The sequence below is a fragment of the Devosia sp. genome (assembly GCF_035944845.1).
Taxonomy (GTDB): Bacteria; Pseudomonadota; Alphaproteobacteria; order Rhizobiales; family Devosiaceae; genus Devosia_A.
Map to the genome: position 1 here is coordinate 1 of NZ_DASZAW010000122.1, position 20600 is coordinate 20600.

20 protein-coding genes, 1 pseudogene and 1 riboswitch are annotated in these 20600 nt (G+C 65.0%); of the genes and pseudogenes, 13 read left to right on the forward strand and 8 right to left on the reverse strand.

The features are described 5' to 3' along the window. The coding region (gene fliI / locus VGV07_RS24185; RefSeq protein WP_326871288.1) for a flagellar protein export ATPase FliI at window positions 1-1266 on the reverse strand (1266 nt) is incomplete at its 3' end. 395 nt (window positions 1267-1661) lie between these two features. On the opposite strand from fliI, the gene ctrA reads away from it, so the two are divergent. The 6 genes from ctrA (at window position 1662) to VGV07_RS24215 (ending at window position 6712) form a co-directional block, all read left to right on the forward strand. After that, window positions 1662-2372: a response regulator transcription factor CtrA gene (gene ctrA, locus VGV07_RS24190; protein ID WP_291309446.1), complete on the forward strand. Its 711-nt coding sequence runs from the start codon at window positions 1662-1664 to the stop codon at window positions 2370-2372. 240 nt (window positions 2373-2612) lie between these two features. Next, on the forward strand, window positions 2613-3530 hold the full coding sequence (locus VGV07_RS24195) for a phosphotransferase family protein (RefSeq protein WP_326871289.1): 918 nt from the start codon (window positions 2613-2615) through the stop codon (window positions 3528-3530). A gap of 54 nt (window positions 3531-3584) precedes the next feature. Beyond that, window positions 3585-4073 carry a DUF2867 domain-containing protein gene (locus VGV07_RS24200; RefSeq protein ID WP_326871290.1) on the forward strand — a complete coding sequence of 163 codons (489 nt, stop codon included), beginning with the start codon at window positions 3585-3587 and terminating at the stop codon, window positions 4071-4073. A 126-nt stretch (window positions 4074-4199) separates the two neighbouring features. After that, a complete protein-coding gene (locus tag VGV07_RS24205) occupies window positions 4200-5732 on the forward strand; it encodes a winged helix-turn-helix domain-containing tetratricopeptide repeat protein (RefSeq protein ID WP_326871291.1) in 1533 nt (510 codons plus the stop codon). 109 nt (window positions 5733-5841) lie between these two features. Next, window positions 5842-6054: a hypothetical protein gene (locus VGV07_RS24210; protein WP_326871292.1), complete on the forward strand. Its 213-nt coding sequence runs from the start codon at window positions 5842-5844 to the stop codon at window positions 6052-6054. Between the two features lie 25 nt (window positions 6055-6079). After that, on the forward strand, window positions 6080-6712 hold the full coding sequence (locus tag VGV07_RS24215; protein WP_326871293.1) for a sulfotransferase family protein: 633 nt from the start codon (window positions 6080-6082) through the stop codon (window positions 6710-6712). Window positions 6713-6796: 84 nt separating this feature from the next. On the opposite strand, the gene VGV07_RS24220 is transcribed toward VGV07_RS24215, so the two are convergent. The 4 genes from VGV07_RS24220 to VGV07_RS24235 all read right to left on the reverse strand — a co-directional run bounded on the left by VGV07_RS24220 (window position 6797) and on the right by VGV07_RS24235 (window position 9956). Continuing rightward, entirely contained in the window at window positions 6797-7177 is a 381-nt protein-coding gene (locus VGV07_RS24220) for a response regulator (RefSeq protein WP_326871294.1), read from the reverse strand. A 404-nt stretch (window positions 7178-7581) separates the two neighbouring features. Then, entirely contained in the window at window positions 7582-8256 is a 675-nt protein-coding gene (locus tag VGV07_RS24225) for a histidine phosphotransferase family protein (RefSeq protein WP_326871295.1), read from the reverse strand. A 61-nt stretch (window positions 8257-8317) separates the two neighbouring features. Further along, complete coding sequence (locus tag VGV07_RS24230; protein ID WP_326871296.1) at window positions 8318-9268, reverse strand: DUF707 domain-containing protein; 951 nt, start codon at window positions 9266-9268, stop codon at window positions 8318-8320. Window positions 9269-9458: 190 nt separating this feature from the next. Beyond that, window positions 9459-9956 carry a YHS domain-containing (seleno)protein gene (locus VGV07_RS24235; RefSeq protein ID WP_326871297.1) on the reverse strand — a complete coding sequence of 166 codons (498 nt, stop codon included), beginning with the start codon at window positions 9954-9956 and terminating at the stop codon, window positions 9459-9461. Window positions 9957-10140: 184 nt separating this feature from the next. Between VGV07_RS24235 and VGV07_RS24240 the strand changes: the two genes are divergently transcribed. Both VGV07_RS24240 and VGV07_RS24245 read left to right on the forward strand, forming a co-directional pair. Beyond that, entirely contained in the window at window positions 10141-10734 is a 594-nt protein-coding gene (locus VGV07_RS24240) for a DUF1134 domain-containing protein (RefSeq protein WP_326871298.1), read from the forward strand. Window positions 10735-10930: 196 nt separating this feature from the next. Further along, window positions 10931-12115 carry a hypothetical protein gene (locus tag VGV07_RS24245; protein ID WP_326871299.1) on the forward strand — a complete coding sequence of 395 codons (1185 nt, stop codon included), beginning with the start codon at window positions 10931-10933 and terminating at the stop codon, window positions 12113-12115. Between the two features lie 225 nt (window positions 12116-12340). Here the strand turns inward: VGV07_RS24245 and VGV07_RS24250 are convergent, their stop codons facing one another. Next, on the reverse strand, window positions 12341-12691 hold the full coding sequence (locus tag VGV07_RS24250) for a hypothetical protein (protein ID WP_326871300.1): 351 nt from the start codon (window positions 12689-12691) through the stop codon (window positions 12341-12343). Between VGV07_RS24250 and VGV07_RS24255 the strand changes: the two genes are divergently transcribed. Together VGV07_RS24255 and rpoH are read left to right on the forward strand one after the other, a co-directional pair. Further along, entirely contained in the window at window positions 12690-13709 is a 1020-nt protein-coding gene (locus tag VGV07_RS24255) for an RluA family pseudouridine synthase (protein ID WP_326871301.1), read from the forward strand. The genes VGV07_RS24250 and VGV07_RS24255 overlap by 2 nt on opposite strands. Before the next feature lie 366 nt (window positions 13710-14075). Continuing rightward, a complete protein-coding gene (rpoH, locus tag VGV07_RS24260) occupies window positions 14076-14963 on the forward strand; it encodes an RNA polymerase sigma factor RpoH (protein ID WP_326871302.1) in 888 nt (295 codons plus the stop codon). Between the two features lie 311 nt (window positions 14964-15274). On the opposite strand, the pseudogene blaOXA reads toward rpoH, so the two are convergent. Beyond that, window positions 15275-16051, reverse strand: a pseudogene (gene blaOXA, locus VGV07_RS24265) (class D beta-lactamase); the annotation flags it as partial. 260 nt (window positions 16052-16311) lie between these two features. Beyond that, window positions 16312-16962 (reverse strand): thiamine diphosphokinase, encoded by a 651-nt coding sequence (locus VGV07_RS24270; protein WP_326871304.1) that lies wholly within the window; start codon window positions 16960-16962, stop codon window positions 16312-16314. 74 nt (window positions 16963-17036) lie between these two features. Continuing rightward, a riboswitch (TPP riboswitch) is annotated at window positions 17037-17134 on the forward strand. Window positions 17135-17199: 65 nt separating this feature from the next. Between VGV07_RS24270 and thiB the strand changes: the two genes are divergently transcribed. Genes thiB through VGV07_RS24285 form a run of 3 tightly spaced genes read left to right on the forward strand, consistent with a single transcriptional unit; the run spans window position 17200 to window position 20403 of the window. Next, on the forward strand, window positions 17200-18192 hold the full coding sequence (gene thiB, locus VGV07_RS24275; RefSeq protein ID WP_326871305.1) for a thiamine ABC transporter substrate binding subunit: 993 nt from the start codon (window positions 17200-17202) through the stop codon (window positions 18190-18192). Next, window positions 18167-19867 (forward strand): hypothetical protein, encoded by a 1701-nt coding sequence (locus tag VGV07_RS24280; RefSeq protein WP_326871306.1) that lies wholly within the window; start codon window positions 18167-18169, stop codon window positions 19865-19867. Before thiB ends, VGV07_RS24280 begins: the two co-directional genes overlap by 26 nt. After that, window positions 19771-20403 (forward strand): ATP-binding cassette domain-containing protein, encoded by a 633-nt coding sequence (locus VGV07_RS24285; RefSeq protein WP_326871307.1) that lies wholly within the window; start codon window positions 19771-19773, stop codon window positions 20401-20403. The genes VGV07_RS24280 and VGV07_RS24285 overlap by 97 nt, the downstream gene beginning before the upstream one ends. The last annotated feature ends 197 nt before the right edge of the window (window positions 20404-20600 follow it).

Genomic DNA, 20600 nt, shown 5'->3' on the forward strand with positions numbered 1-20600 from the left:
GGTGCGCTCTTCCCGCTGCTGGCTCAAAAACGCCTCCAGCGCCGGGTTGATCGCGATGGCACGGTCCACGCCTGGATCCGATCCCTTCCGGTATGCCCCCAGCCGGATCAGTTCCTCCATGTCGGCAAATGTCGACATGAGCTCCCGCGCCTTCTGCAGGGTGGGCCGCACATTGGTTGGCACACACCCTGGCATGGTTCGCGAGATAGACCGGAGCACATTGACCGCCGGATAGCGTCCCCGCTCGGCGATCGAGCGCTCCATCACGATGTGCCCATCGAGAATACCGCGAACGGCGTCCGCGATGGGCTCATTGTGATCGTCACCTTCCACCAAAACGGTAAATAGACCGGTAATGGAGCCCGAGTCTGCGAGGCCTGGGCCCGCTCGTTCCAGCAACCTCGGAAGTTCGGTGAAAACCGTCGGCGGATAACCCTTGGCGGTCGGCGGCTCGCCGATGGCAAGCCCGATCTCGCGCTGCGCCTGGGCAAACCGGGTGAGGCTGTCCATCATGCACAGCACTCGCTTGCCCTGGTCGCGGAAATACTCGCTGAGCGTCAGCGTCAGGAAGGCCGCCTGTCGCCTCATCAGCGCCGCCTCGTCCGACGTGGCGACCACCACCACCGCCCGCTGGATGCCGACCTCGCCCAGATACTCGGTGACGAACTCCTGCACCTCGCGGCCGCGCTCGCCGATCAGCCCGATCACCGCAACATCGACCTGGGCGTTGCGGGCCAGCATACTCATCAGCACCGATTTGCCGACGCCCGAGCCGGCAAAGATGCCCATACGCTGGCCCTCGCACATGGTGGTGAAGGTGTTGAGGGTGCGCACGCCCATGTCCAGCGGATCGCCCACCCGCATACGCTCATGCGCCGGCAGCGGCACCTGCCGCAACGGATAGGCCGCGGCGCCCGGCAGCAGCGGGCCCTTGCCATCGATCGGCTCGCCATCGGCGTTGATCACCCGGCCGAGCCAGTGCTCGGAGGGCTGCACTGCCCCGTCATGCCGCTTGAACAGCGCCCGGCAGCCGAGCCGCACCCCGTTCAGCGCGCCGAACGGCAGGCATAGCGCATGGCCATCGCGAAAGCCGATGATCTCGGCCCCCAGCACCCCGCCATTGGTGGTTTCGATCTCGACCCGGCCACCGACGCGCAGCTCGCGCACCGGCCCGACCACTTCGATCAGCAAGCCCTGCACGGTTTTGACGCGCCCGAAGACCTCCACGTCCTCGATGGCGTCAATTGCGGCTTTCAGGGACTGCATCGGCCTCTTTCACGGTGCCCGAATCGCTTTCGGACGACGGTAACCGAACGTTAAGCAAAAAGCGTTAACCATGGGGTCCCACTCCCACATCCGCCCGGCGTGCCTTGAGCCGCTTTCCGAGCCCTCAAGGCCCCCAAATCCTTGAGTCGACAGAGTCGATTGAAGGGCTTTCTTAACCTAATTTCTTAAGTCGGTTATGTGCGATTTCTGTAGCATTTTCAACGATTTAACATATCACTAACGGGAGACCCATTGCATCTTGCGGATCAGAATTAAACTTTGTTAACTAATTGCGCTTAGGTTTGGGTCATATCCAGTAGGGTTCGGTTAAGGGTGAACGCGCACAGCGCCTCATCCATGGTTCCAGCAGGGAACGGTTTAAGGGGATTGACGGCATGCGTGTACTCTTGATCGAGGACGACAGCGCGACAGCGCAGAGCATCGAGCTGATGCTCAAATCAGAGAGTTTCAACGTATACACGACCGACCTCGGTGAAGAGGGCGTCGACCTAGGCAAGCTCTACGACTACGACATCATCCTGCTCGACCTGAACCTTCCCGACATGTCGGGCTACGAAGTGCTGCGCACCCTGCGCGTGGCCAAGGTGCAGACCCCGATCCTGATCCTTTCTGGTCTTGCCGGCATCGAAGACAAGGTGCGCGGTCTCGGCTTCGGCGCCGACGACTACATGACCAAACCGTTCCACAAGGATGAGCTGGTCGCCCGCATCCACGCCATCGTCCGCCGTTCCAAGGGCCATGCGCAGTCGGTCATCAACACTGGCGACCTGAGCGTCAACCTCGACACCAAGACCGTCGAGGTGCAGTCGGCCCGCGTGCACCTGACCGGCAAGGAATACCAGATGCTGGAGCTGCTCTCGCTCCGCAAGGGCACCACGCTCACCAAGGAAATGTTCCTCAACCACCTTTATGGCGGCATGGACGAGCCCGAGCTGAAGATCATCGACGTGTTCATCTGCAAGCTCAGGAAGAAGCTCTCGGTCGCCACCGGCGGCAAGAACTACATCGAGACCGTCTGGGGCCGCGGCTATGTGCTGCGCGAGCCCGACGAGAGCGAAAGCTTCGCGGAATCCAGCGTCGCCTGATTCAGTCCTGCGTTGCGGCAGACCTGGGGAACCCCGTACCAGACGGTGCGGGGTTCTCGCTATTTGAGCGCCTTCAAACGGTGAGATACTCCAGCCGGTGTGGGCTGACCCCCACCCTTGATCCCTCCCCTAAACAAGGGAGGGAGACGACTGTCTCGAAGCCAGCGTTTTGGCCTGCCTTGGGCCGACCCACAGCGGACAGAGCTTGAGCGGCCAACCGGCCAATGGCACCCTCCGGCCATGAGCGATATCGAGTGGATTGCCCCGGACCCGGCTGCCGTCGCGGCGGCATTGGCGAATATCGGTGTCGCCGTCGATCCGGCCGGGATGGCGCTCTTCGTGCGCGACAATCGGTTTGCAGCCCGTCTGCCGGGCGACCGGATCGCCTGGTTCCCCACCGATCCGCACGGCCTGCAGCGCCTCGCCCGCGAGGCGCGCGCGCTCGCCCTCATCGAACGCCATTGCAGCTTCCGCGCACCGCGTCTCATCCACCGCGCTGCGGCCGGCTGGCAGCTGCGTTTCGAAGTGCCGGGCACACCCGATCCGTTCGCCGTCTACCATCGGGTTCGTGATGATCGACACTTCGCCGTCATGCTGGGCAGCCGTTTCGGCCACGTGCTGGCTGATCAGCACCTCAGCATTCCGTCGGCAGAACTCGGCGATTGGCTGCTGCCTCGTCCCGGCTGGCCGCCTCCGCTGTCGCAGGTGGCTGCCGACCTGCCCCGCGTCACCGGCGATCGCGAGCTGATCGATCGCGCCCTGACGCTCCTGGCCCGCAGCGAAATGACGGAGTTGGAGATCGCCGACCGGGTTCTCGCGCATACCGACTTCGGCTTCCACAACATGGTGGTGACCTCCGACGCCACCGTTGTCGGCGTGTTCGATTACGACGAGGCGTCGCTGACCGACCGCCACTACGACTTCCGCTACCTGCTGCTCGATACCGAAGACGAGGCGCTGTTCACCGCCGCCGCGACAGCCTACGAGGCCGCCGGCGGCCAGCCGATCGATCTCGGCCGCGTTCGCCTCTACAACGCCGCCGCCGCCGTCGCCTTCCTTGCCTTGCGCGGCGAGGCCGGGCCGGATGAAAAGCCGGCCGGCCGCACGCTCGCCGAAGACCTGCGCTGGGTTCGCATGGCTATGGAGCGCGCCAGCTAACCCGCGCGCCAATGTCGCATCGCAGGTCGCAACCGGCGTGCGCACATTGGGCTCATGCGCGCTCGTCCGTTTCAGTTGCCGCTCACCAGCCTCTTGCGCAAGCGCATCGGGCCGGGTGACTTCGTCGATTCCTATGCCGTCCCGCTCGCCGACCCTGATCTGACCCCGCTGCAACTGGCCGAGCGGCTGACCGTCATGCCGGGCTGGGTCAACGGCCTGCTCTGGCTGCGCAACGGGCTGGTCTCGCCGCTTGGACTGAAAACCGGCGCCGATGTACCACCCGCCAATCCAGACCCAGGCGTCGGCGATTACGTGAGTTTCTTCCGGCTCGAAGAGCTGTCGCCCAACGAGGCGATCCTCGGCGAGGACGACCGCCATCTCGATTTCCGCGTTTCAGTGCTGAAAACCGCGGGCCCACACCCCCTGGCCGCCATCTCCACCTGGGTGCATCCGCACAATCTGGGCGGCCGGCTCTACCTGCTCGGCGTGCTGCCGTTCCACAAGCTGATCATTCGCCGCATGCTCGCCAACGTCGCGGCGTGATCGACATGTATCCTGCCCTCGCTCGACACCATCATTGGAAGTAACTTCATTGGTGGGTTATCGAGTTGCTTGTTTCTTGCGCCGCAGCCCTACGAAACATCGCCCATTCGATGTACAACTTCCGCCATGGACGAGGCTCAACATCGGTTCGGCCCATTTGTTCTGACGCCAGGCCGTGAATTGCGGCGCGACGGCCAGCCCGTTGCGCTCGGCCCCAAGGCATTGATGATGCTCGAGACCATGCTCGAGGCTGAGGGCGGGATCGTCACCAAGGCCGAGATGCTGGAGCGCGTCTGGCCCGGCGTGACGGTCGAGGAAGGCAATATCACCGTGCAGATCGCCGCTCTGCGCAAGGAGCTTGGCTCCCGCCCTGGCGGCGAGGAGTGGATCGTCACCGTGCCACGCATCGGCTACCGCCTGGTGCACGGCAACGCCCCCGCGCCCGCCGAAGCGCCGCCCGCCGAAGCGGGCGGCAAGCCCAGCCTCGCGGTGCTCCCCTTCGTCAACCTGAGCGGCGACGCGACGCGCGACTACTTCGCCGATGGCCTCGTCGAAGACCTGATCACCGCCCTCAGCCGTTTCAAGTCCTTCGCCGTCGTTTCGCGCTACTCCTCCTTTGCCTACCGCAACCGCGCCGCCGACATCCGCCAGGTCGCGCGCGAGCTCGGCGTCCGCTACCTGCTCGAGGGCAGCGTCCGGCTTTCCGGCGAACGGGTCCGCGTCACCGTGCAACTGGTCGACGCTGCCAGCGGCACTCACCTCTGGGCCTCGAGCTTTGATGGCGAGATGGGCCAGCTCTTCGAGTTTCAGGACAAGACCACCGCCGCCGTCGTCGGCCTCGTCGAACCGCAGATCCGCCGCGCCGAGATCGAGCGGACCCGCCGCCGCTGGCCCGACAACCCGCAGGCTTATGACCATTTCCTGCGCGCGCTGCCGTTCTTCGGCTCGCGCAACCCGGCGGACTATCTCACTGCCTTCGCGCATCTCGAGCAGGCCATCGCGCTGCAGCCGGACTATGCCGCCGCCCTCGCCTACGCCTCATGGAGCCTTGCCCGGCATGGCACCGTCGCGCTCACGGTGCTAGATGCTGCGGGCGTCGCTCGCTGCCTCGAACTGGCGCGGCTGGCGCTGCACTACGGCGACGACGATCCCGTCGTGCTGGCCATCTGCAGCCACTCGCTGCTCGCCATCGGCCATATGCGCGCCGAAGGCCTCGCCATGGTCGACCGGGCGCTGGCGGCCAACCCGCACAACATTGTCGTCCAGGTGCTGGGCGGCATCTGCAACATGCTGGCCGGCGACCCAGTAAAGGCAGAAGCCTGCTACCGACGCGCATACAGCCTCAGCCCCGGCGCCCCGGAAGCCTCCGAGAGCCTCGCCGGCATTGGCTTCGCCCGCTTCTTCATGCGCGATTTCGAAGGCGCGCTCGTCTGGCTCGGGCGTTCACGCGCCACCCAAATGGACTGGCCGCCCACCTACTGGATCCAGACCGCCGCCTACGCGCATCTTGGCCAACTGGAAGAGGCGAGGGCGACGCTGGCGCGCCTCAAGAGTTTTGCTCCCTACACCTCCATCGCCGGCGTCGAAACTGTGGCGCAGCGCTCCGACGGCCGCTTCGAGCTGATCATCGAGGGCCTGAAGAAAGCCGGGCTCACCTAGCAGCGGAGCCGGTTTAGCAACTCATTTGGAACTGCCTAAGGACCCAAAGCCCGCGGATCGAGCAGATTTTTCCTCACAGCGCCACTTGGCGCCAACCGAGGAGTCGAAAATGGACATGCTTCCTGCTGCCGCCGCAGATGCACTGGCCCGTGGTCCCACGGCCGCCGAGTACCCGGTGCGTACCGTGGGCAACGAAGACGCCTACTATGCCCAGCACACCACCCTGAACTTCACCGTACCGGCATGGGTGCCTGCGGTTTCTGCGCTGCTCCGTAGTTTTCGCGCCGCGCCCGGGCCCTTTGGCGCCCCCTGCCACGCCTGACAGACACGCATACGAGGGAAGAAAAATGGCATTAGAGATCATCGGCCCGGGTTTCGGGCGCACCGGCACCAACTCGCTGAAGGTTGCCCTTGAGCACCTGGGGTTTGGTCCTGCCCACCACATGTTCGAGGTCCGCGACCACCCCGAACAGTTGCCCGGCTGGCAGGCGCTGGCGGACGGAGGTCGCCCCGATTGGGATGCCCTGTTCCGCGGCTACCGCGCCCAGGTCGACTGGCCTGGCGCCCGCTACTGGCGCGAACTTGCCGCCCACTATCCCGATGCCAAGGTGATCCTCACGGTGCGCGACGCCGATGAGTGGTTCGATAGTGTCGAAGCCACAATTGCCAGGTTCATCGCCGGCCGTGGCAGCTACGACGATCCGCATGCCAACGGCGTCGCCAACATGGCTTACCAGCTGATCGTCGAGGGTGTTTTCGATGGACGCATGTTCGAACGACCTTACGCTACAGCGTTGTTCAACGCCCATATCGCCGAGGTGCAAGCCACCATTCCCGCCTCTCGCCTGCTGACTTTCGATGTTCGCGAAGGTTGGGAGCCGCTCTGCGCCTTCCTGGCTCTGCCGGTGCCCGGGATCTCATTCCCGCGGCTCAACTCGTCCAAGCAGTTCCTTGCCGAGGAATGGGCCGAGGAGGCGTGAGCGCCAGGCCCTTTCGCCGATGACGGCCGGCAAATAGTGGAGCGGCCGGGCCCAACCGGCCGCCCGGTGGTGAAACGACATGGCCTAGGCGACGCTGGCGCGCTCGGTGGCCGAAACGGTGAACTTGCCTTCGAGATGGTCGCGGTCGAACGGCTTCATCATGTAGTCGTCGACCCCGGCCTTCAGCGCCAGCGCGATCTGCCCGATATCGTTCTCGGTGACCATGTAGACCACCCGCGGCGTATGCCCGCCGACGTAACCGCGCAGCAGCTTCAGGAATTCGAGCCCGCTCATCACCGGCATCTGCCAGTCGAGCAGGATCGCGTCCGGCATTTCCTGGCGGCACTTGTCGAAGGCTTCCTGCCCGTCCTCGGCCTCGTCCACGATGTAGTCGAGATCCTCCAGAATGCGGCGCGCCACCTTGCGCACCACGCTGGAGTCATCGACCACGAGGCAGGATTTCATGACGCGTTTCTCCCAATCGGCGGATCAGCTGGCCTCCGTCGAGCGCCTGCCCATCCACCGCACGACCCACGGTCGTCCTGGCCCATCTGCCGAAATGCTTCGGACACGGACCGGCCGACGCGAGTTGTTCGCCCACACTATCCATCCAAATGTCCCTACGAATGGTTAGCGAAACTTGAACCCTTCTCCGCATCGGCAAGTTTTTTGAGAGCAACGTCGGGTTTGCCTGCTTGCCGGCCTGAGGAAGTTGACAGCAAAGCTGCACGAAACCTGCGAAGGTTCAGCTCCGCCACCAGGCAGGTCCTCTCGCACGACAATACACAGCCGGCCAAACCGGCAGATCCGGTCACGCCGAGCGCACAGATGCTCAGCAAGGCCCGGCCGCGGCCGTAACCCAGATAGTGTTACGCGGCGACCGCCACGGCCTTCGGCGTCGCCGAGAACTCGAACACGTCGTTCTCGATGCCGATCTTCAGTTCCATCTCGGTCATCCGCGCCAGGATGCCGGTATAGAACGGCTGGATGCCCCGCGCATCGACACCCCCTTCAGGCGAGCCGGACAACAGCCCTTCAGCGCCCGACGGCATCAGTGTCTTCTGTCGCTTCTCCGGATCCGACTTCGAGGTCAGCTTGAACACCTCGGCGCCGGCGGCCCCCTCGATCCTGGCGGTCACCACCCCGCCGCGCGGCACCGCCATGGCGGCGATCAGCAGCATGTTCATGAACAGCTTGGCCTTGTGCTTGGGTAAGAGGATCAGCGGCACCTGCCAGTCCAGATCGGCCTTCTCGATCTCGAAATACACCCGCGCCACCCGTTCGCATTCGCGGGTGTCGAAATCGGTGCCTGCCGTCGAGGACGCGCCATAGGCCAGCCGCGCGAACTCGAGCTTGGCCCGCGCCTGTTTGGCCGCGTTGGCAATCAGTTCCTGCGCGCCGTCGGCCATCGCCGACTGCGTCGGGTCGGCCAGCACCTCGAGCCCATTCCCGATCGCCCCCACCGGGTTGATCAGGTCATGGCAGACCCGAGAACACAGCATCGCCGCGAGGTCGGTCGCCTTGAGCTCGATGAAATCCGCCATTCTATGGGTCCTTGCCGTCGAATCAATTTGGCGTAGCCTAACCGCAAAGGGCGCGTCTGCCCTAGGGGGAGCCAAGCTCGGCGTCGGCGACCGAAGGCCGTGCCGCGCTGAGCCTGCGCTCATCGAGCCGCAAGGGCCCGTCGTAGAGCGAAAACGCCTGTCCGAGCGACGCCGGCTTTCGGTGCTGGATGAAACCGCGAACCAGGGTCCTGAGACGGAACGGTTCCATCCATTGCGGCAGCGTCATCAGGTAGTCGAAAAGCATATGCCGCCAGGTCTGTCGCAAGTTCCGTGGCCGGCCATGGCGACTGAGTCCGGCATAGCAGCGAAACTCGTGCTGCTTGTGGTCGATACCGAAGCGCGCCGGAAAGGCATCGCGGATCAGCACTGGATCGATCCCCATCGCTTCGACGCGAACCTTCAGGAACCGGCCCACCGGCCGAGTGTGCCGCACCGGCACTGCATCGATAATCGCGCACCGGTTGCGGTTGTCGGCTTCGAGCCGGCACCACACATAGTCCACCCCATCGCCCGTCGGCGAGTCGGCCACCCAAGGCAGGATGCGTTGCAACGCGGCGCGTGACAGGCAGGGCGCCATGACTTCGATGAAATTGCTGTAGCGCAGCAGGAACGAAGGCGCGCGCAAGGTCGGCATGTGGGAGAAGTAGCTGTCCGGCGTCAGCGCTGGCTGGCTGATCTCGAGCCGGTGCTGCTCGGCCAGCAGGAACAGCCGGCAGATCGTCTCGCAATCGGTCGCGATGTCGTCATCGATCAGCAGATGGTAGTCGTAGTCTGCGATGAGGCTTGGATCGGCCGCATAGTGCTGGGCCAGTACGTCCCATTTCGCGCCTTTCTGCACCAGCACCCGCTCATCGGCCACCCGTTCATAGGGCGTGTCGCCATACCATGAGACGACAAGGTCCCAATTGCGCTCGCTGCCGTGCAGCCAGCCGGCATGGAGACTCTTCTCGCCCGCCCGCACGATGACCAAGAAACGGTTGGCGGAAGCCATGCTTTCCCACTGATTTTTCAACTTGCCTTACGCTATGCATGGGCTGGCGACGGGGCGCAACGGGGCGATTGCATGGACAGCTTGGGCCGTGCCGACCTTGTTGTGGTCGGCGTCGGCTCTTATGGCGCCACCATAGCCGAACGGGCGTTGGCATCGGGACTGCGCGTCCTGCTGCTCGAGCGGCGCTACTTCAGCGACCGGTTCCAGGGTCAGCCGCCTTGCCCACCGCGTCCGCCACACTGCCCTCTTCCCCGGTCAGCGTGCCGCTGAGCCTGGCCCAGCCCCCACTGGCGTCCTGCAGCGAGGTTTCCTCGCTCTTGAAGAACGCCTCGCGATTGGCCACCGAATAGAACAGGTAGAGTTTCATCCCCGAAATGACGTAGAGCCGCGGCTTGCCGTCCGAGAGGTAACCGCGGCTGAGGCTGGTGACGCAGTGGCCGCCGAATTGCGGTGCATAAACCTCGGGGTTGCGCATGAACACGTCACGGTTGGCTGCCGAAGCGAAGTACCAGGGCACGCCGCCCCACTGGTATTCGAAGTCGGCGAGCCCCTGCACCGGCTCCGGCTCGGTGAAGTAGCTCACCGGATCATAGCCCTCGAGCGCTACGCCGGTGAGCGGGTCGGTGACGATGGCATCGACCAGCGCCGCGGCGTTGGCGGGGGCGCTAAGTACAAGCCCCAGGCTCAACCACAGCGCTACAAGAAGCCGGGTTATGGTTAAGTTTTGTTTACGCTTTTGCCGCATCATTGCCGCCATGAACGCCTAGCTTGAGCACACCTCAGGCAAGCCGGATGCGCCGAACCTAGCGTCGTCATGGTAAGTACCGCGTAAATGGCCTGCCGCTCGAACTAAGCCCCTCCGGAGTGCCCTCATGCTCGACCGCATGGTCTACCTCATTCTCGCCGCCTTCGTCGCACTCACCGCGGCGACGCTCGTGCTGACCCCCACCTTCAGCCAGGCGCAGGAGCGAGGCTCACTCTCCGACACCTTCTCCGGCGACGAGCTGGTCGATACCGGTCACCAGTTTTTCGGCTCCGTCGCCCAGGGGCTCGCCTCGCTGGTCGAGCGCGCCGTCAGCCAGTTCGGCCTGCCCAACGCCTACATTCTCGGCGAGGAAGCCGGTGGCGCCATTTTCGCGGGCGCTCGCTACGGCGAAGGCACCATGTACACCCGCAACCAGGGCGAGCATTCGGTGTTCTGGCAGGGCCCGACCGTCGGCCTCGATTTCGGCGGCGACGGCAGCAAAGTGATGATGCTGGTCTACAATCTCAGCTCGGTTTCCGACGTCTATGGCCGCTATCCCGGCGTCGACGGCTCCGCCTATGTCATCGGCGGCCTTGGCATGACGGTGATCAAGTACGGTGACGTGGTGATGGTGCCAATCCGCTCCGGTGTCGGCGCCCGCCTTGGCGTCAACGTCGGCTACCTGAAGTTTACCCAGGAACCGACCTGGAATCCGTTCTGAGCGGCCGGCGCGCTCCGATCGCGAAAACCGTCTGCAATCCATTCAAGTACCGTTCATCGCGGCAGCGCATCGTGACCGCGTGCCCGTCTTCCGGTAAGGTTACGACCGGACAGCGATAGCCGGGGGCGGCCATTGCTGCCATCGTAACGGGCGCGAACACCCGGGACCGGGCAGTTGCCGGTGGCGGAGTTGAGTTATGGTCATTGAGAACATCATGTATTTCGTGCTCGGCCTGCTCGTGGCCGGGCTGTTGGCGCTGATCATCATGCCCGCCGTCTGGCGCCGCGCCGTCCGCCTCACCAAGAAGCGGATCGAAGCCGCGACGCCGATGACCATGGCCGAGTTCCGCGCCGACAAGGACCAGTTGCGCGCCGAATTCGCCCTGTCCACCCGGCGGCTCGAGATGAACGTCGAGGCGCTGCGCCGCCGCCTTTCCGACCAGCTGCGCGACATCAATCGCAAGAAGAGCGAGCTCGGCGGCATCAAGGGCGAGCGCGACAGCCACCTGCAGGTGGTGCGCGAGCTCGAGGAGCGCGAAGCCGAAGCCCGCCGCCGTATCCTCGAACTGGAAAAGGAAGGCGCCGATCTCGCGCAGAAACTGCGCATGCGCGACCGTGAGCTGGGCGAAAAATCCAGCCAGCTCGATGCCGCCCGCGAAACCCTGCGCGGCAGCGCCCCGCGTGCCTTCGCAGTCGACGGCAAGGCGCTGAGCGGCAATTACAACACCGATATCGACGAGCTGCTGCAATATCTCGAGATCGAAAAGAAGCGCTCCGAATTTCTCGAAACGCAGAACCGCACGCTGATCGAGAGCCTCGAGAACTCCGACAAGAGCGGTGCCGAAGCCCGCGCTACGGCCACCGAGCTGCGGGAGAAACTCGCCAAGCGCGATGACGTGGTGAGCGACGCCCAATCCGACCTCGCCGAGGCCGAGGCCCGTATTGCCGATGCGGAGAGCCGGGTCTCGACCCTGCTCGCCGAAACCACCAAGCTGGTCGGCGATGGCGAGGAAAAGCGCGACATGCTGCTGGCCGAAAAGCTCGGCCTCGAGGAGGAGATGGAAAAGCTCCGCGCCAAGGTGGCGAGCGTCGAAGGCACCGTAATGGCCGACTGGGACAGCGATCGCATCGAGCAGTCGCACCTGCGCGAGCGCCTCAACGACATCGCCTCCGACGTCAGCCGCCTGGTCTATGCGCTCGAAGGCAATGGGCCGATCGACGAGGAAGAAAGCCTCGCCTCGCGCATGCAGAAATTCGTCGATGCAGAGGAAGCCGAAGCCGCGCCCGTGCGCGGTCCGAAGGCCCGGAAGGGCGGCGCGCCCGAGGGCCAGGCGGTATCTGATCGGCTGAAGGCGCTGCGGGAATTGCAGGACGGGAACTGAGGTTGGACCCTAGCTGATCGGGCAAGGCACCGCCTCGCCTCCCCACCGGGTGTCATCCCAGCGAAAGCTGTGACCCAACTCACAGCTGGCGCAGTTGGATAGATGGGTCCCAGCTTTCGCTGGGATGACATCGAGTTGGTGGAGCCACGGGGGTCTAACAACTCCGAGCAGCGAACCTGCTCGCTGCCCCCCAGCCAGCGGCCTACTCGCTGACCTCAGCCAGCTCTACTCGCTCACCACCGGCACTTCACGGATCATTTCGCCCGACTTGCCGTCGAAAATGCGCACGCTGGTCAGCGGCCCGAGCCTGTAGGTCACGGTCACGCGGCCATCCGCCGCCACCGCCGAAACCACTTCACCACCGGCCGGAATCTTCAGCGCCGCGATCACGTAGTCGCCGCCGGCTTTGCCGTCGCTCTGCGATGCCCGGTAGACAAGCGCCCCGCCGATGGCGATAAGGCCCACCACCAGTAGCCCCATCGACACCAGGAAGGATTTTCGCGCCCGGGCCAGCACGGCCTTGGCTTCCGGTGTCAGTTCCGGGGTGGTTTCGGGTTTGTCTTGAGGATCGCTCATGCAGGATATTTCCGGCGAGGAACAGGAGTGGCAGTTGCTGGTCGATGCCGCCGACGCCGGCAGCCGGCTGGATGCCGCACTCGCCCGCGCCGTACCGGTCTTCTCGCGCAACCGGATCAAGGACCTGATACTGGCCGGAAGCGTTGCGATCAATGGGCGAGCTGTCACAGAGCCGAAATACAAGCTGCGCAACGGCGAGGAAGTCACTCTCGTCGCTCCCGAGCCGATCGAGGCCGAGCCGACCCCCGAGAACATCCCGCTCGACATCCTCTACGAGGACGACCAGCTGATCGTCATCAACAAGCCGGTCGGCATGGTGGTGCACCCTGCCCCCGGCAACTACACCGGCACGCTGGTCAACGCCCTGCTCTACCATTGCGGCGACAGCCTCAAGGGCATCGGCGGGGTCAAGCGCCCGGGGATCGTGCACCGCCTCGACAAGGACACCTCGGGGGTCATGGTCGCCGCCAAGACCGAGCAGGCGCACAACCATCTGGCCGCCCAGTTCGCCGATCATGGCCGCACCGGGCCTCTGCATCGCGCCTATCTCGCCTATTGCTGGGGCCGCACCCAACAGGCCTCGGGCACCGTAGAAGCGCCGCTCGGCCGTGACCCGGCCAACCGGCTGAAGCAGGCCGTGCGCCAGGATGGGCGCGAGGCGATCACCCACTACCGGGTCGAGGCTCGCTTCGGCGACGAAGGCTGGGACATCACCCGCATCCGCTGCGAACTCGAAACCGGCCGCACCCACCAGATCCGCGTCCACATGGCCCATATCGGTCATCCCCTGGTCGCCGACATGGTCTACGGCCCCGGCTTTGCCACCAAGGTCAACCGGCTTCCCGATGCTGCCAAGGCAGCCGTCGCCGCCCTCGGCCGCCAGGCGCTGCATGCGGCCGAGCTCGGTTTCGAGCACCCGGCAACCGGCGAAGAACTGCAGTTCGAAGCCCCGCTGCCACCCGATCTCGAAGCGCTCGAGGACGCGATCGAGCCGTTCGATCGCGCGTTTGCGCGCTAGAGTGGTTCGCGGTCGGGGAGGACCTATTCCTTCCACCCACTTTCCACCAACCCGGTGTCATCCCCGCGAAAGCGGGGATCTCCGTTTGCGATAGCGCTGGTGGCACCAAACAGAGGTTCCCGCTTTCGCGGGAATGACCCGGTGGGTGAGGCGAGGCTGCCGGCAAGCTCCGCCACGCGTCGCCGTAGCTCAGAACCACCTGCAAGGTTCACGCAACCTTCGGGGTCTACCAACGTTGTCATGGAGGGTCGGTGGGTCTTATCAAGACCGATTTTCGACCTATATATCTCTCACAGTCAGCCGTGTGCCGGACTGGACACGGCTGCGTATCTGCCCGTGACTACGGGGGAAAGACGAGGGTGCATTATGGCCCAGACAAACCTGCCAATTCTCTCGGCTGAGGGTGGACTCAGCCGCTATCTCCAGGAAATCCGCAAGTTTCCGATGCTTGAGCCTGACGAGGAATACATGCTCGCCAAGCGCTACAAGGAGCATCAGGATCCCGGATCCGCCCAGAAGCTGATCACCTCGCATCTGCGCCTCGTGGCGAAGATCGCCATGGGGTATCGCGGCTATGGCCTGCCAATTTCCGAGGTCATCTCGGAAGGCAATGTGGGCCTGATGCATGCGGTCAAGCGCTTCGAGCCGGAAAAGGGCTTCCGCCTCGCGACCTACGCCATGTGGTGGATTCGCGCCGCCATTCAGGAATACGTGCTGCGTTCGTGGTCTCTGGTCAAGATCGGCACCACCGCGGCACAGAAGCGGCTGTTCTTCAACCTGCGCAAGATCAAGGGGCAGATCGCCGCCCTCGATGACGGCAACCTCCACCCCGACCAGATCAAGCAGATCGCGACGACGCTGCACGTCACCGAAAACGACGTGGTGTCGATGAACCAGCGCCTTTCGGGCGACGCCTCGCTGAACGCGCCGATGCGCGCCGACGAGGGTGCCTCGGAATGGCAGGATTGGCTGGTCGACGATACGCCGGACCAGGAAACTACGCTGGGCGAAACCGAGGAATTCTCCGAGCGCATGGGCCTGCTCACCAACGCGATGAGCGATCTCAACGAGCGCGAGAAGGCCATCTTCCAGGCTCGGCGCCTCCGCGACGAGCCGGCGACGCTCGAAGAACTGGCGCAGGAATACAATGTCAGCCGCGAGCGCATCCGGCAGATCGAGGTCCGCGCCTTCGAGAAGGTACAGGAAGCCGTGCAGAAGGCAGCCCACGCCAAGTCGCGCGAAGCCAGTCTCTGAGCCATCCGATCGATGAATGAGAAAGGGCCGCCCGGTGGGCGGCCCTTTCTGTTGGCGATGCTTCGGCTCGAGCGCCCCCTCTCCCTTGGGGAGAGGGTCGGGGTGAGGGGGCCTTGCCGCAAACACCAAGTGCGAGGAAGGCCTCCTCACCCGGCCCTGCGGGCCGACCTCTCCCCCAAGGGAGAGGTGTCGAGGGGTGTGACCTTTGAGGCTCATTACCCGTTCTGCGGCGGCCCGATCACCGGTACCACCACCGAACGCGGCTGTTGCGCCCAGGCGAACTCGCCCTTGCCCCATTTGGCGAACCGTGCCAGCAGGGCGTCGCGGGCTCGCAGGCCGGCTGCACCGGAGGTCTTCTTGGTGTCGCGGATCAGGTAGGCGAAGGCCAGCCGCTCGCCGTCGCGCTCGGCCCAGCCGACAAACCAGCCGGTCTGCCGGCGCGAGTTGAATGTGCCGTCGGCATTGCGCTCGTAATAGGTGCCGGTCTTGCCCGAGACGGTCCACTTGCCGGCCCTAAAGCTCGGCATGATGGCGACCACCGCCGCCTGTGCTGCGGCCGTTACCGGCAACTCACCCGTGAGCATTCGCCGCACGAACCGCACCTGCTCTTCCGGGCTGATCAACAGCGACGAGTTGATCCACGAACGCAGCAGACTGTTGTTCTTGCCTGGGTCGCCCGAGATGTCGGCGTTGCCATAGTCGAAATCGCTGACGTATTTGCCGAACCGCTCGGCGCCCATTTCTGCCACCAGCACGCGCGAGTACCACAGCACCGAATCGCGCAGCCAGGTGGCGGGTGTGGTGGTCACCTTCCAGTCGGCGCGGTTCGCCTCATACTCGGCCTTGTACGGCCAGGCCGGCTCGTTTGCGCCGGTCAGGATCCCGGCATCGAACCCCATCACCGCCAGCGGCACCTTGAAGGTCGAGGCCGGCGAGGTCCGGGTGTCGCAGCCGCCACCCTCCTGCAGGCGCACCGCGCCGCTCTGAGCATCGACGATCAACGTACACACCACTTCCGCCCGGCTCGCGGAAACCGCGGCGAGGTTCAGCAATACTGCTGCAATCAGAATTTTCACGAATGGCCCCAAGGTCTTAAAGACCGCGACATGTACCGGGGATTTGGGCGGAATTTCGCCGGAACGGGGTTGGTTCGAGGGCTTTTGTTGCGGCAGTCGGCAGTCGGCAGTCGGCAGTCGGCAGTCGGCAGTCGGCAGTCGGCAGTCGGCAGTCGGCAGTCGGCAGTCGGCAGTCGGCAGTCGGCAGTCGGCAGTCGGCAGTCGGCAGTCGGAGGGATGTCCCCTGCGGCCCTAACCTGTCTACCCCCACCCCTACTGCCGACTGCCGATCCCTACCGCTTCTCCAGCAACAGCTTGGCAATCAGCTGCGCCAGGTATTTCCGCGCCAGGATCAGGAGGTACGGCGCATGCACGCCCTCTTCGGGCACGATCTTGAACGGTCCGGTCAGCGCCTCGTTCGATGTCCCCGTCCGCACTCCCGGCGCCAGCTTCACAGCATCGAGCGGGTACTTCAGCCCTTCCGAACTCCAGAACGTCACCGGCGCCAGCGGATGGATCGAGACCCGCTCGCCCGGATCGACCGTGAACGAGAACGCCTTGGTCAGCGGCAGGGCCACGTCCACTTCGTCGACCAGGACGATCTTGCGCTTTGCCGCATATTTGGTCACCGCATCGAGCGCCGCCAGCGTGTGGTCAAACCGCCGTCCGGTCATCCCAAGCGCCACTGTTACCGGAGCGCGGGTGGAGTAGAGCGACTTCTCGAAATCGGTGGTTTCCTGCTCGCCGATCTGCATCAGCCGGGTCTTGCCCAGCCAGGAATGCGGGTTCTTGAGCGAATCGAAATCACCGATGATCAGTTCGGGTTTCAGCCCCGCCTCGACGATCCGGTCGGCACCACCATCGGCGCCCACCAGGTGCCCACCCGAAGCATAGAGTTCACGCAGGAGGTCGAAATCGACCGTCCCGCCGCCAACGAGGACCATGAGGTCGTCAAAGACCGCAACGGAAGTCTGGGGGGCACGTGCTTGCACGGAGGGAAAACTCTGTCTATCTGTCAGCTGTCTCGCTGGGGTGTTCCGGATGTTCCGGAGCTGAGAGTTACCCATTGAACCTGAACCAGGTCATGCTGGCGGAGGAAGTTCGAGATGGCAAGGGCGCTGAGGCGTCCGATCCATTGACGTCCCCTTCATTCACATGGCCGCAACCGAAGGCAACGACTTATGCGCGCGTTCGCACACTTCGCGTTGGCGGCAGTCATCTGCGCCACCGCCCTGCCTGTCCTGGCTGAGGACAAGCCAATCCTCAATATCTACACCTATGATGGCTTCGCCGCCGAATGGGGCCCCGGCCCCGGCCTCAAGGCCGGCTTCGAAGAGACCTGCAACTGCACCATCGAGTGGACTACCTCCGAGGACGCCATCTCGAACCTGAGGAAAGTGCAGCTCGAGGGCGCCGCCACCAAGGCCGACGTGGTGCTCGGTCTCGATACCGCCACGTCCGGTGAAGCCCGCGCCACGGGCCTCTTCGCGCCGCACGGCCTCAGCCCCGAGGGCCTGGTGCTGCCGTGGAGCGACGCCGAGTTCGTGCCCTTCGACTACGGCTATTTCGCCTTTGTCTATGACAAGACAAAGACACCCAACCCGCCGACCTCGTTCGAAGAGCTGATTGCGCTCCCCCCGACCTTCAAGATCGTGATCGAGGATCCGCGTTCGTCGACGCCCGGGCTCGGCAACGTGCTCTGGGTGCAAGCCGCTTACGGCGATCGCGCCTCGGAAATCTGGAAGGGGCTGAAGCCGCACGTCCTCACCATGACCCGCGGCTGGTCAGAGGCCTACGGCCTGTTCCTCGACGGCCAGGCCGACATGGTGCTGAGCTACACCACCTCGCCCGCCTACCACGCCGTGGCCGAGAACAAGGACAATTACGCCTATGCGCCGTTCTCCGAGGGGTACGTCGCGCAGGTCGAGGTGGCGGGCATCCTGAAGAGTTCCGATCAGCCCGATCTCGCCAAGGCTTTTCTTGCCTACCTCACGACACCTGAAGCGCAGAAGATCATCCCCACCACCAACTGGATGTACCCGGTGATCGACATCGGCGCGGACCTGCCGGCCGCCTTCGGCAAGCCGCCGGAGAAAGTGCTGCCGATCGACGAGGCCGCACTTGCCGCCAATGGCCGGGCGTGGGTCGATGCCGCTCTCGCCGCGCTCCAGTAACCTGGCGCTACCCTACCGCCCGCTCCGGCTCATGGTCGGGGCGGGTATCGCCGCGACCATTGCCGCGCTGGTGGCATTGGTGCTGCTGGCGATCCTCGCCACGGCGGCGGGCGAGCCGTCGCGGGGATCGAGGGTCGACGTCTGGCATCTCGTCTCGATGACCACCATCCAGGCCGGGCTCACGACGGTGCTGTCGCTGCTGGTCGGCACGGCGCTGGCCTGGGCGCTCAACCGGCTGCGTTTCCCCGGCCGTGACTTGATTGTCGGGCTGTTCGCCTCCGCCATCGTCACCCCTGGCCTGATCGTCGCTTTCGGCCTCCTGGCAGTCTGGGGCCGTGCCGGCTGGATCAACCAGGCAGCGCTGGCGCTGACCGGCCATTCGCTCGAAGTGCCGCTGTTCGGCCTTGCCGGTATCCTCGCCGCCCATGTCATCCTCGATGCCTCGTTTGCCGCCCGCATCCTCCTGGCGCGGCTCGACGCCATTCCCGAAAAGCGCCTGAAGACCGGCCAGAGCCTGGGGCTCGGCGCCTGGCAGCGTTTCGCGGTGATCGACTGGCCGATGCTGCGTCCCACCCTGCCCGGGCTCGCCGCCATCATTTTCCTCCTCGCCTTCACCAGCTTCCCCATCGTTCTGTTGCTCGGCGGTGGCCCGGCCAACCAGACGCTGGAAGTCGCGATCTACGCTGCGGTGCGCCTCGATTTCGACCTCAACGGCGCGGTGAAACTGGCCCTGCTGCAGATCGGCATCTGCTCTGCCATCATAATCGCCGCCTCCGCCTTTGCGCCGGTCTCGGCCAGCACCGGTGCCTCGAGCCCGCCGCGCTGGCGTGACGGCAGTGCCGCACGGGTTGTTCAGTGGGGTGTGCTGCTCGTCGGCGTTGTCGGCTTCGCCCTGCCCTTGCTGGCCATCCTCATCGACGGCATCGGCCCCGGCATCATCGAGGTGGCGAGCCGCGCGAGCCTCTGGAAGGCGCTCGGCACCAGCCTGGCGCTCGGCTCCGGCTCGGCCATCCTCACCCTGCTGCTGGCGCTGGGCATCGGCATGGGTCGCGCGGCATCCGGCATCCCGCTGCTCCGTGTCGGCATCGGCGCCCCGGCCTATGCCTACCTCGCCGTGCCCGCCGTGGTGCTGTCGCTCGGCGCGTTCCTCCTGGTGCGCAATGCCGGCATGCTGCCCGAGGCAGCGGCGCCGGTCGTGGTGCTGCTCGCCAACGCCCTGCTGTCCCTCCCCTTTGCGCTGGCCACGCTGGCGCCGCCGCTCGACGCCATCGCCGAACGCCGCGGCCGGCTGATCCGCTCGCTCGGGCTCACCGGCTGGCGGCAATTCGTGGCGGTCGAGTGGCCCCTGATCGGTCGGGAGGCGGGCGTGGTGCTGGCACTGGCCTTCTGTTTCTCGCTCGGCGACCTCGGCGTCATCGCCCTGTTCGGCACCGAGGATTTCGCTACCCTGCCGCTGCTCATGTACCGGGCGCTCGGCGCCTATCGCAGCAATGATGCGGCTGCCATCGCGGCACTGATGCTGGTGATCACCATCGCCGCCTTCGTGCTGCTGCCGAAGCTTGTTTGGAAAGCTGACTCATGCTCGAAGCTGAACACCTCAGGTTCACCCACCCGGGCGCCACCAGGCAGTTCGACCTCAGCCTTGTGGCCAGGCCGGGCGAAATCACCGCCGTGAGCGGCCAATCGGGTGCCGGCAAATCCACCCTGCTCGACCTGATCGCCGGCTTCCTCGTCCCCTCCTCCGGCAGGCTGACGCTCGATGGCGCAGATCTGCTGCCATTGCCGCCCGAACGGCGGCCGATTTCCATCCTGTTCCAGTCCGAAACGCTGTTCGAGCATTTGAGCGCCTACCGGAACGTCGAACTTGGGCTGCCGCGCGGGGCCGCCGACCGCAAGGAGAAGATCGAGGCGGCGCTGGCCGAAGTCGGCCTCTCCGAGGTGTTGAGGCAACGCGCCGACACCCTGTCGGGTGGCGAGAAGCAGCGCGTCGCGCTGGCCCGCACCTTGCTGCGCAACCGGCCGGTACTGCTGCTCGACGAGCCGTTCTCTGCGCTCGACGACGACACCCGCGCGGTAATCCGCATGCTGGTGAAATCGCTGACCGAGCGACACCGCTGGATCACACTGCTGGTCAGCCACCACGCCGACGATGTGGAAGCGCTGGCGACGCGGCGCTACCAGCTGCGCGACGGCATGCTGTTCGAGGGGTAGAGGGCTGAGGGTGGCGTGGCACCCGATTGGCCGGCGCGGGCTGCCCCCACCCCTGTCCCCTCCCCGCGAGGCTACGACATGCACACATCGTTGTTGAAGAGAGGGTTTCGGTCTGATTCCCTGGCCTTTGCATAGGAGGGCGGGATGGAGTTGGGACTGGGCCATTTCGGGGATTCGCGCCTCGAAAAAGGGGGATC

Coding starts and splice junctions, on each gene's coding strand:
- ctrA (WP_291309446.1), top strand. CDS start 1,662: ATGCGTGTACTCTTGATCGAGGACGACAGCGCGACAGCGCAGAGCATC.
- VGV07_RS24195 (WP_326871289.1), top strand. CDS start 2,613: ATGAGCGATATCGAGTGGATTGCCCCGGACCCGGCTGCCGTCGCGGCG.
- VGV07_RS24200 (WP_326871290.1), top strand. CDS start 3,585: ATGCGCGCTCGTCCGTTTCAGTTGCCGCTCACCAGCCTCTTGCGCAAG.
- VGV07_RS24205 (WP_326871291.1), top strand. CDS start 4,200: ATGGACGAGGCTCAACATCGGTTCGGCCCATTTGTTCTGACGCCAGGC.
- VGV07_RS24210 (WP_326871292.1), top strand. CDS start 5,842: ATGGACATGCTTCCTGCTGCCGCCGCAGATGCACTGGCCCGTGGTCCC.
- VGV07_RS24215 (WP_326871293.1), top strand. CDS start 6,080: ATGGCATTAGAGATCATCGGCCCGGGTTTCGGGCGCACCGGCACCAAC.
- VGV07_RS24220 (WP_326871294.1), bottom strand. CDS start 7,177: ATGAAATCCTGCCTCGTGGTCGATGACTCCAGCGTGGTGCGCAAGGTG.
- VGV07_RS24225 (WP_326871295.1), bottom strand. CDS start 8,256: ATGGCGGATTTCATCGAGCTCAAGGCGACCGACCTCGCGGCGATGCTG.
- VGV07_RS24230 (WP_326871296.1), bottom strand. CDS start 9,268: ATGGCTTCCGCCAACCGTTTCTTGGTCATCGTGCGGGCGGGCGAGAAG.
- VGV07_RS24240 (WP_326871298.1), top strand. CDS start 10,141: ATGCTCGACCGCATGGTCTACCTCATTCTCGCCGCCTTCGTCGCACTC.
- VGV07_RS24245 (WP_326871299.1), top strand. CDS start 10,931: ATGGTCATTGAGAACATCATGTATTTCGTGCTCGGCCTGCTCGTGGCC.
- VGV07_RS24255 (WP_326871301.1), top strand. CDS start 12,690: ATGCAGGATATTTCCGGCGAGGAACAGGAGTGGCAGTTGCTGGTCGAT.
- VGV07_RS24250 (WP_326871300.1), bottom strand. CDS start 12,691: ATGAGCGATCCTCAAGACAAACCCGAAACCACCCCGGAACTGACACCG.
- rpoH (WP_326871302.1), top strand. CDS start 14,076: ATGGCCCAGACAAACCTGCCAATTCTCTCGGCTGAGGGTGGACTCAGC.
- VGV07_RS24270 (WP_326871304.1), bottom strand. CDS start 16,962: ATGGTCCTCGTTGGCGGCGGGACGGTCGATTTCGACCTCCTGCGTGAA.
- thiB (WP_326871305.1), top strand. CDS start 17,200: ATGCGCGCGTTCGCACACTTCGCGTTGGCGGCAGTCATCTGCGCCACC.
- VGV07_RS24280 (WP_326871306.1), top strand. CDS start 18,167: ATGCCGCTCTCGCCGCGCTCCAGTAACCTGGCGCTACCCTACCGCCCG.
- VGV07_RS24285 (WP_326871307.1), top strand. CDS start 19,771: ATGCTCGAAGCTGAACACCTCAGGTTCACCCACCCGGGCGCCACCAGG.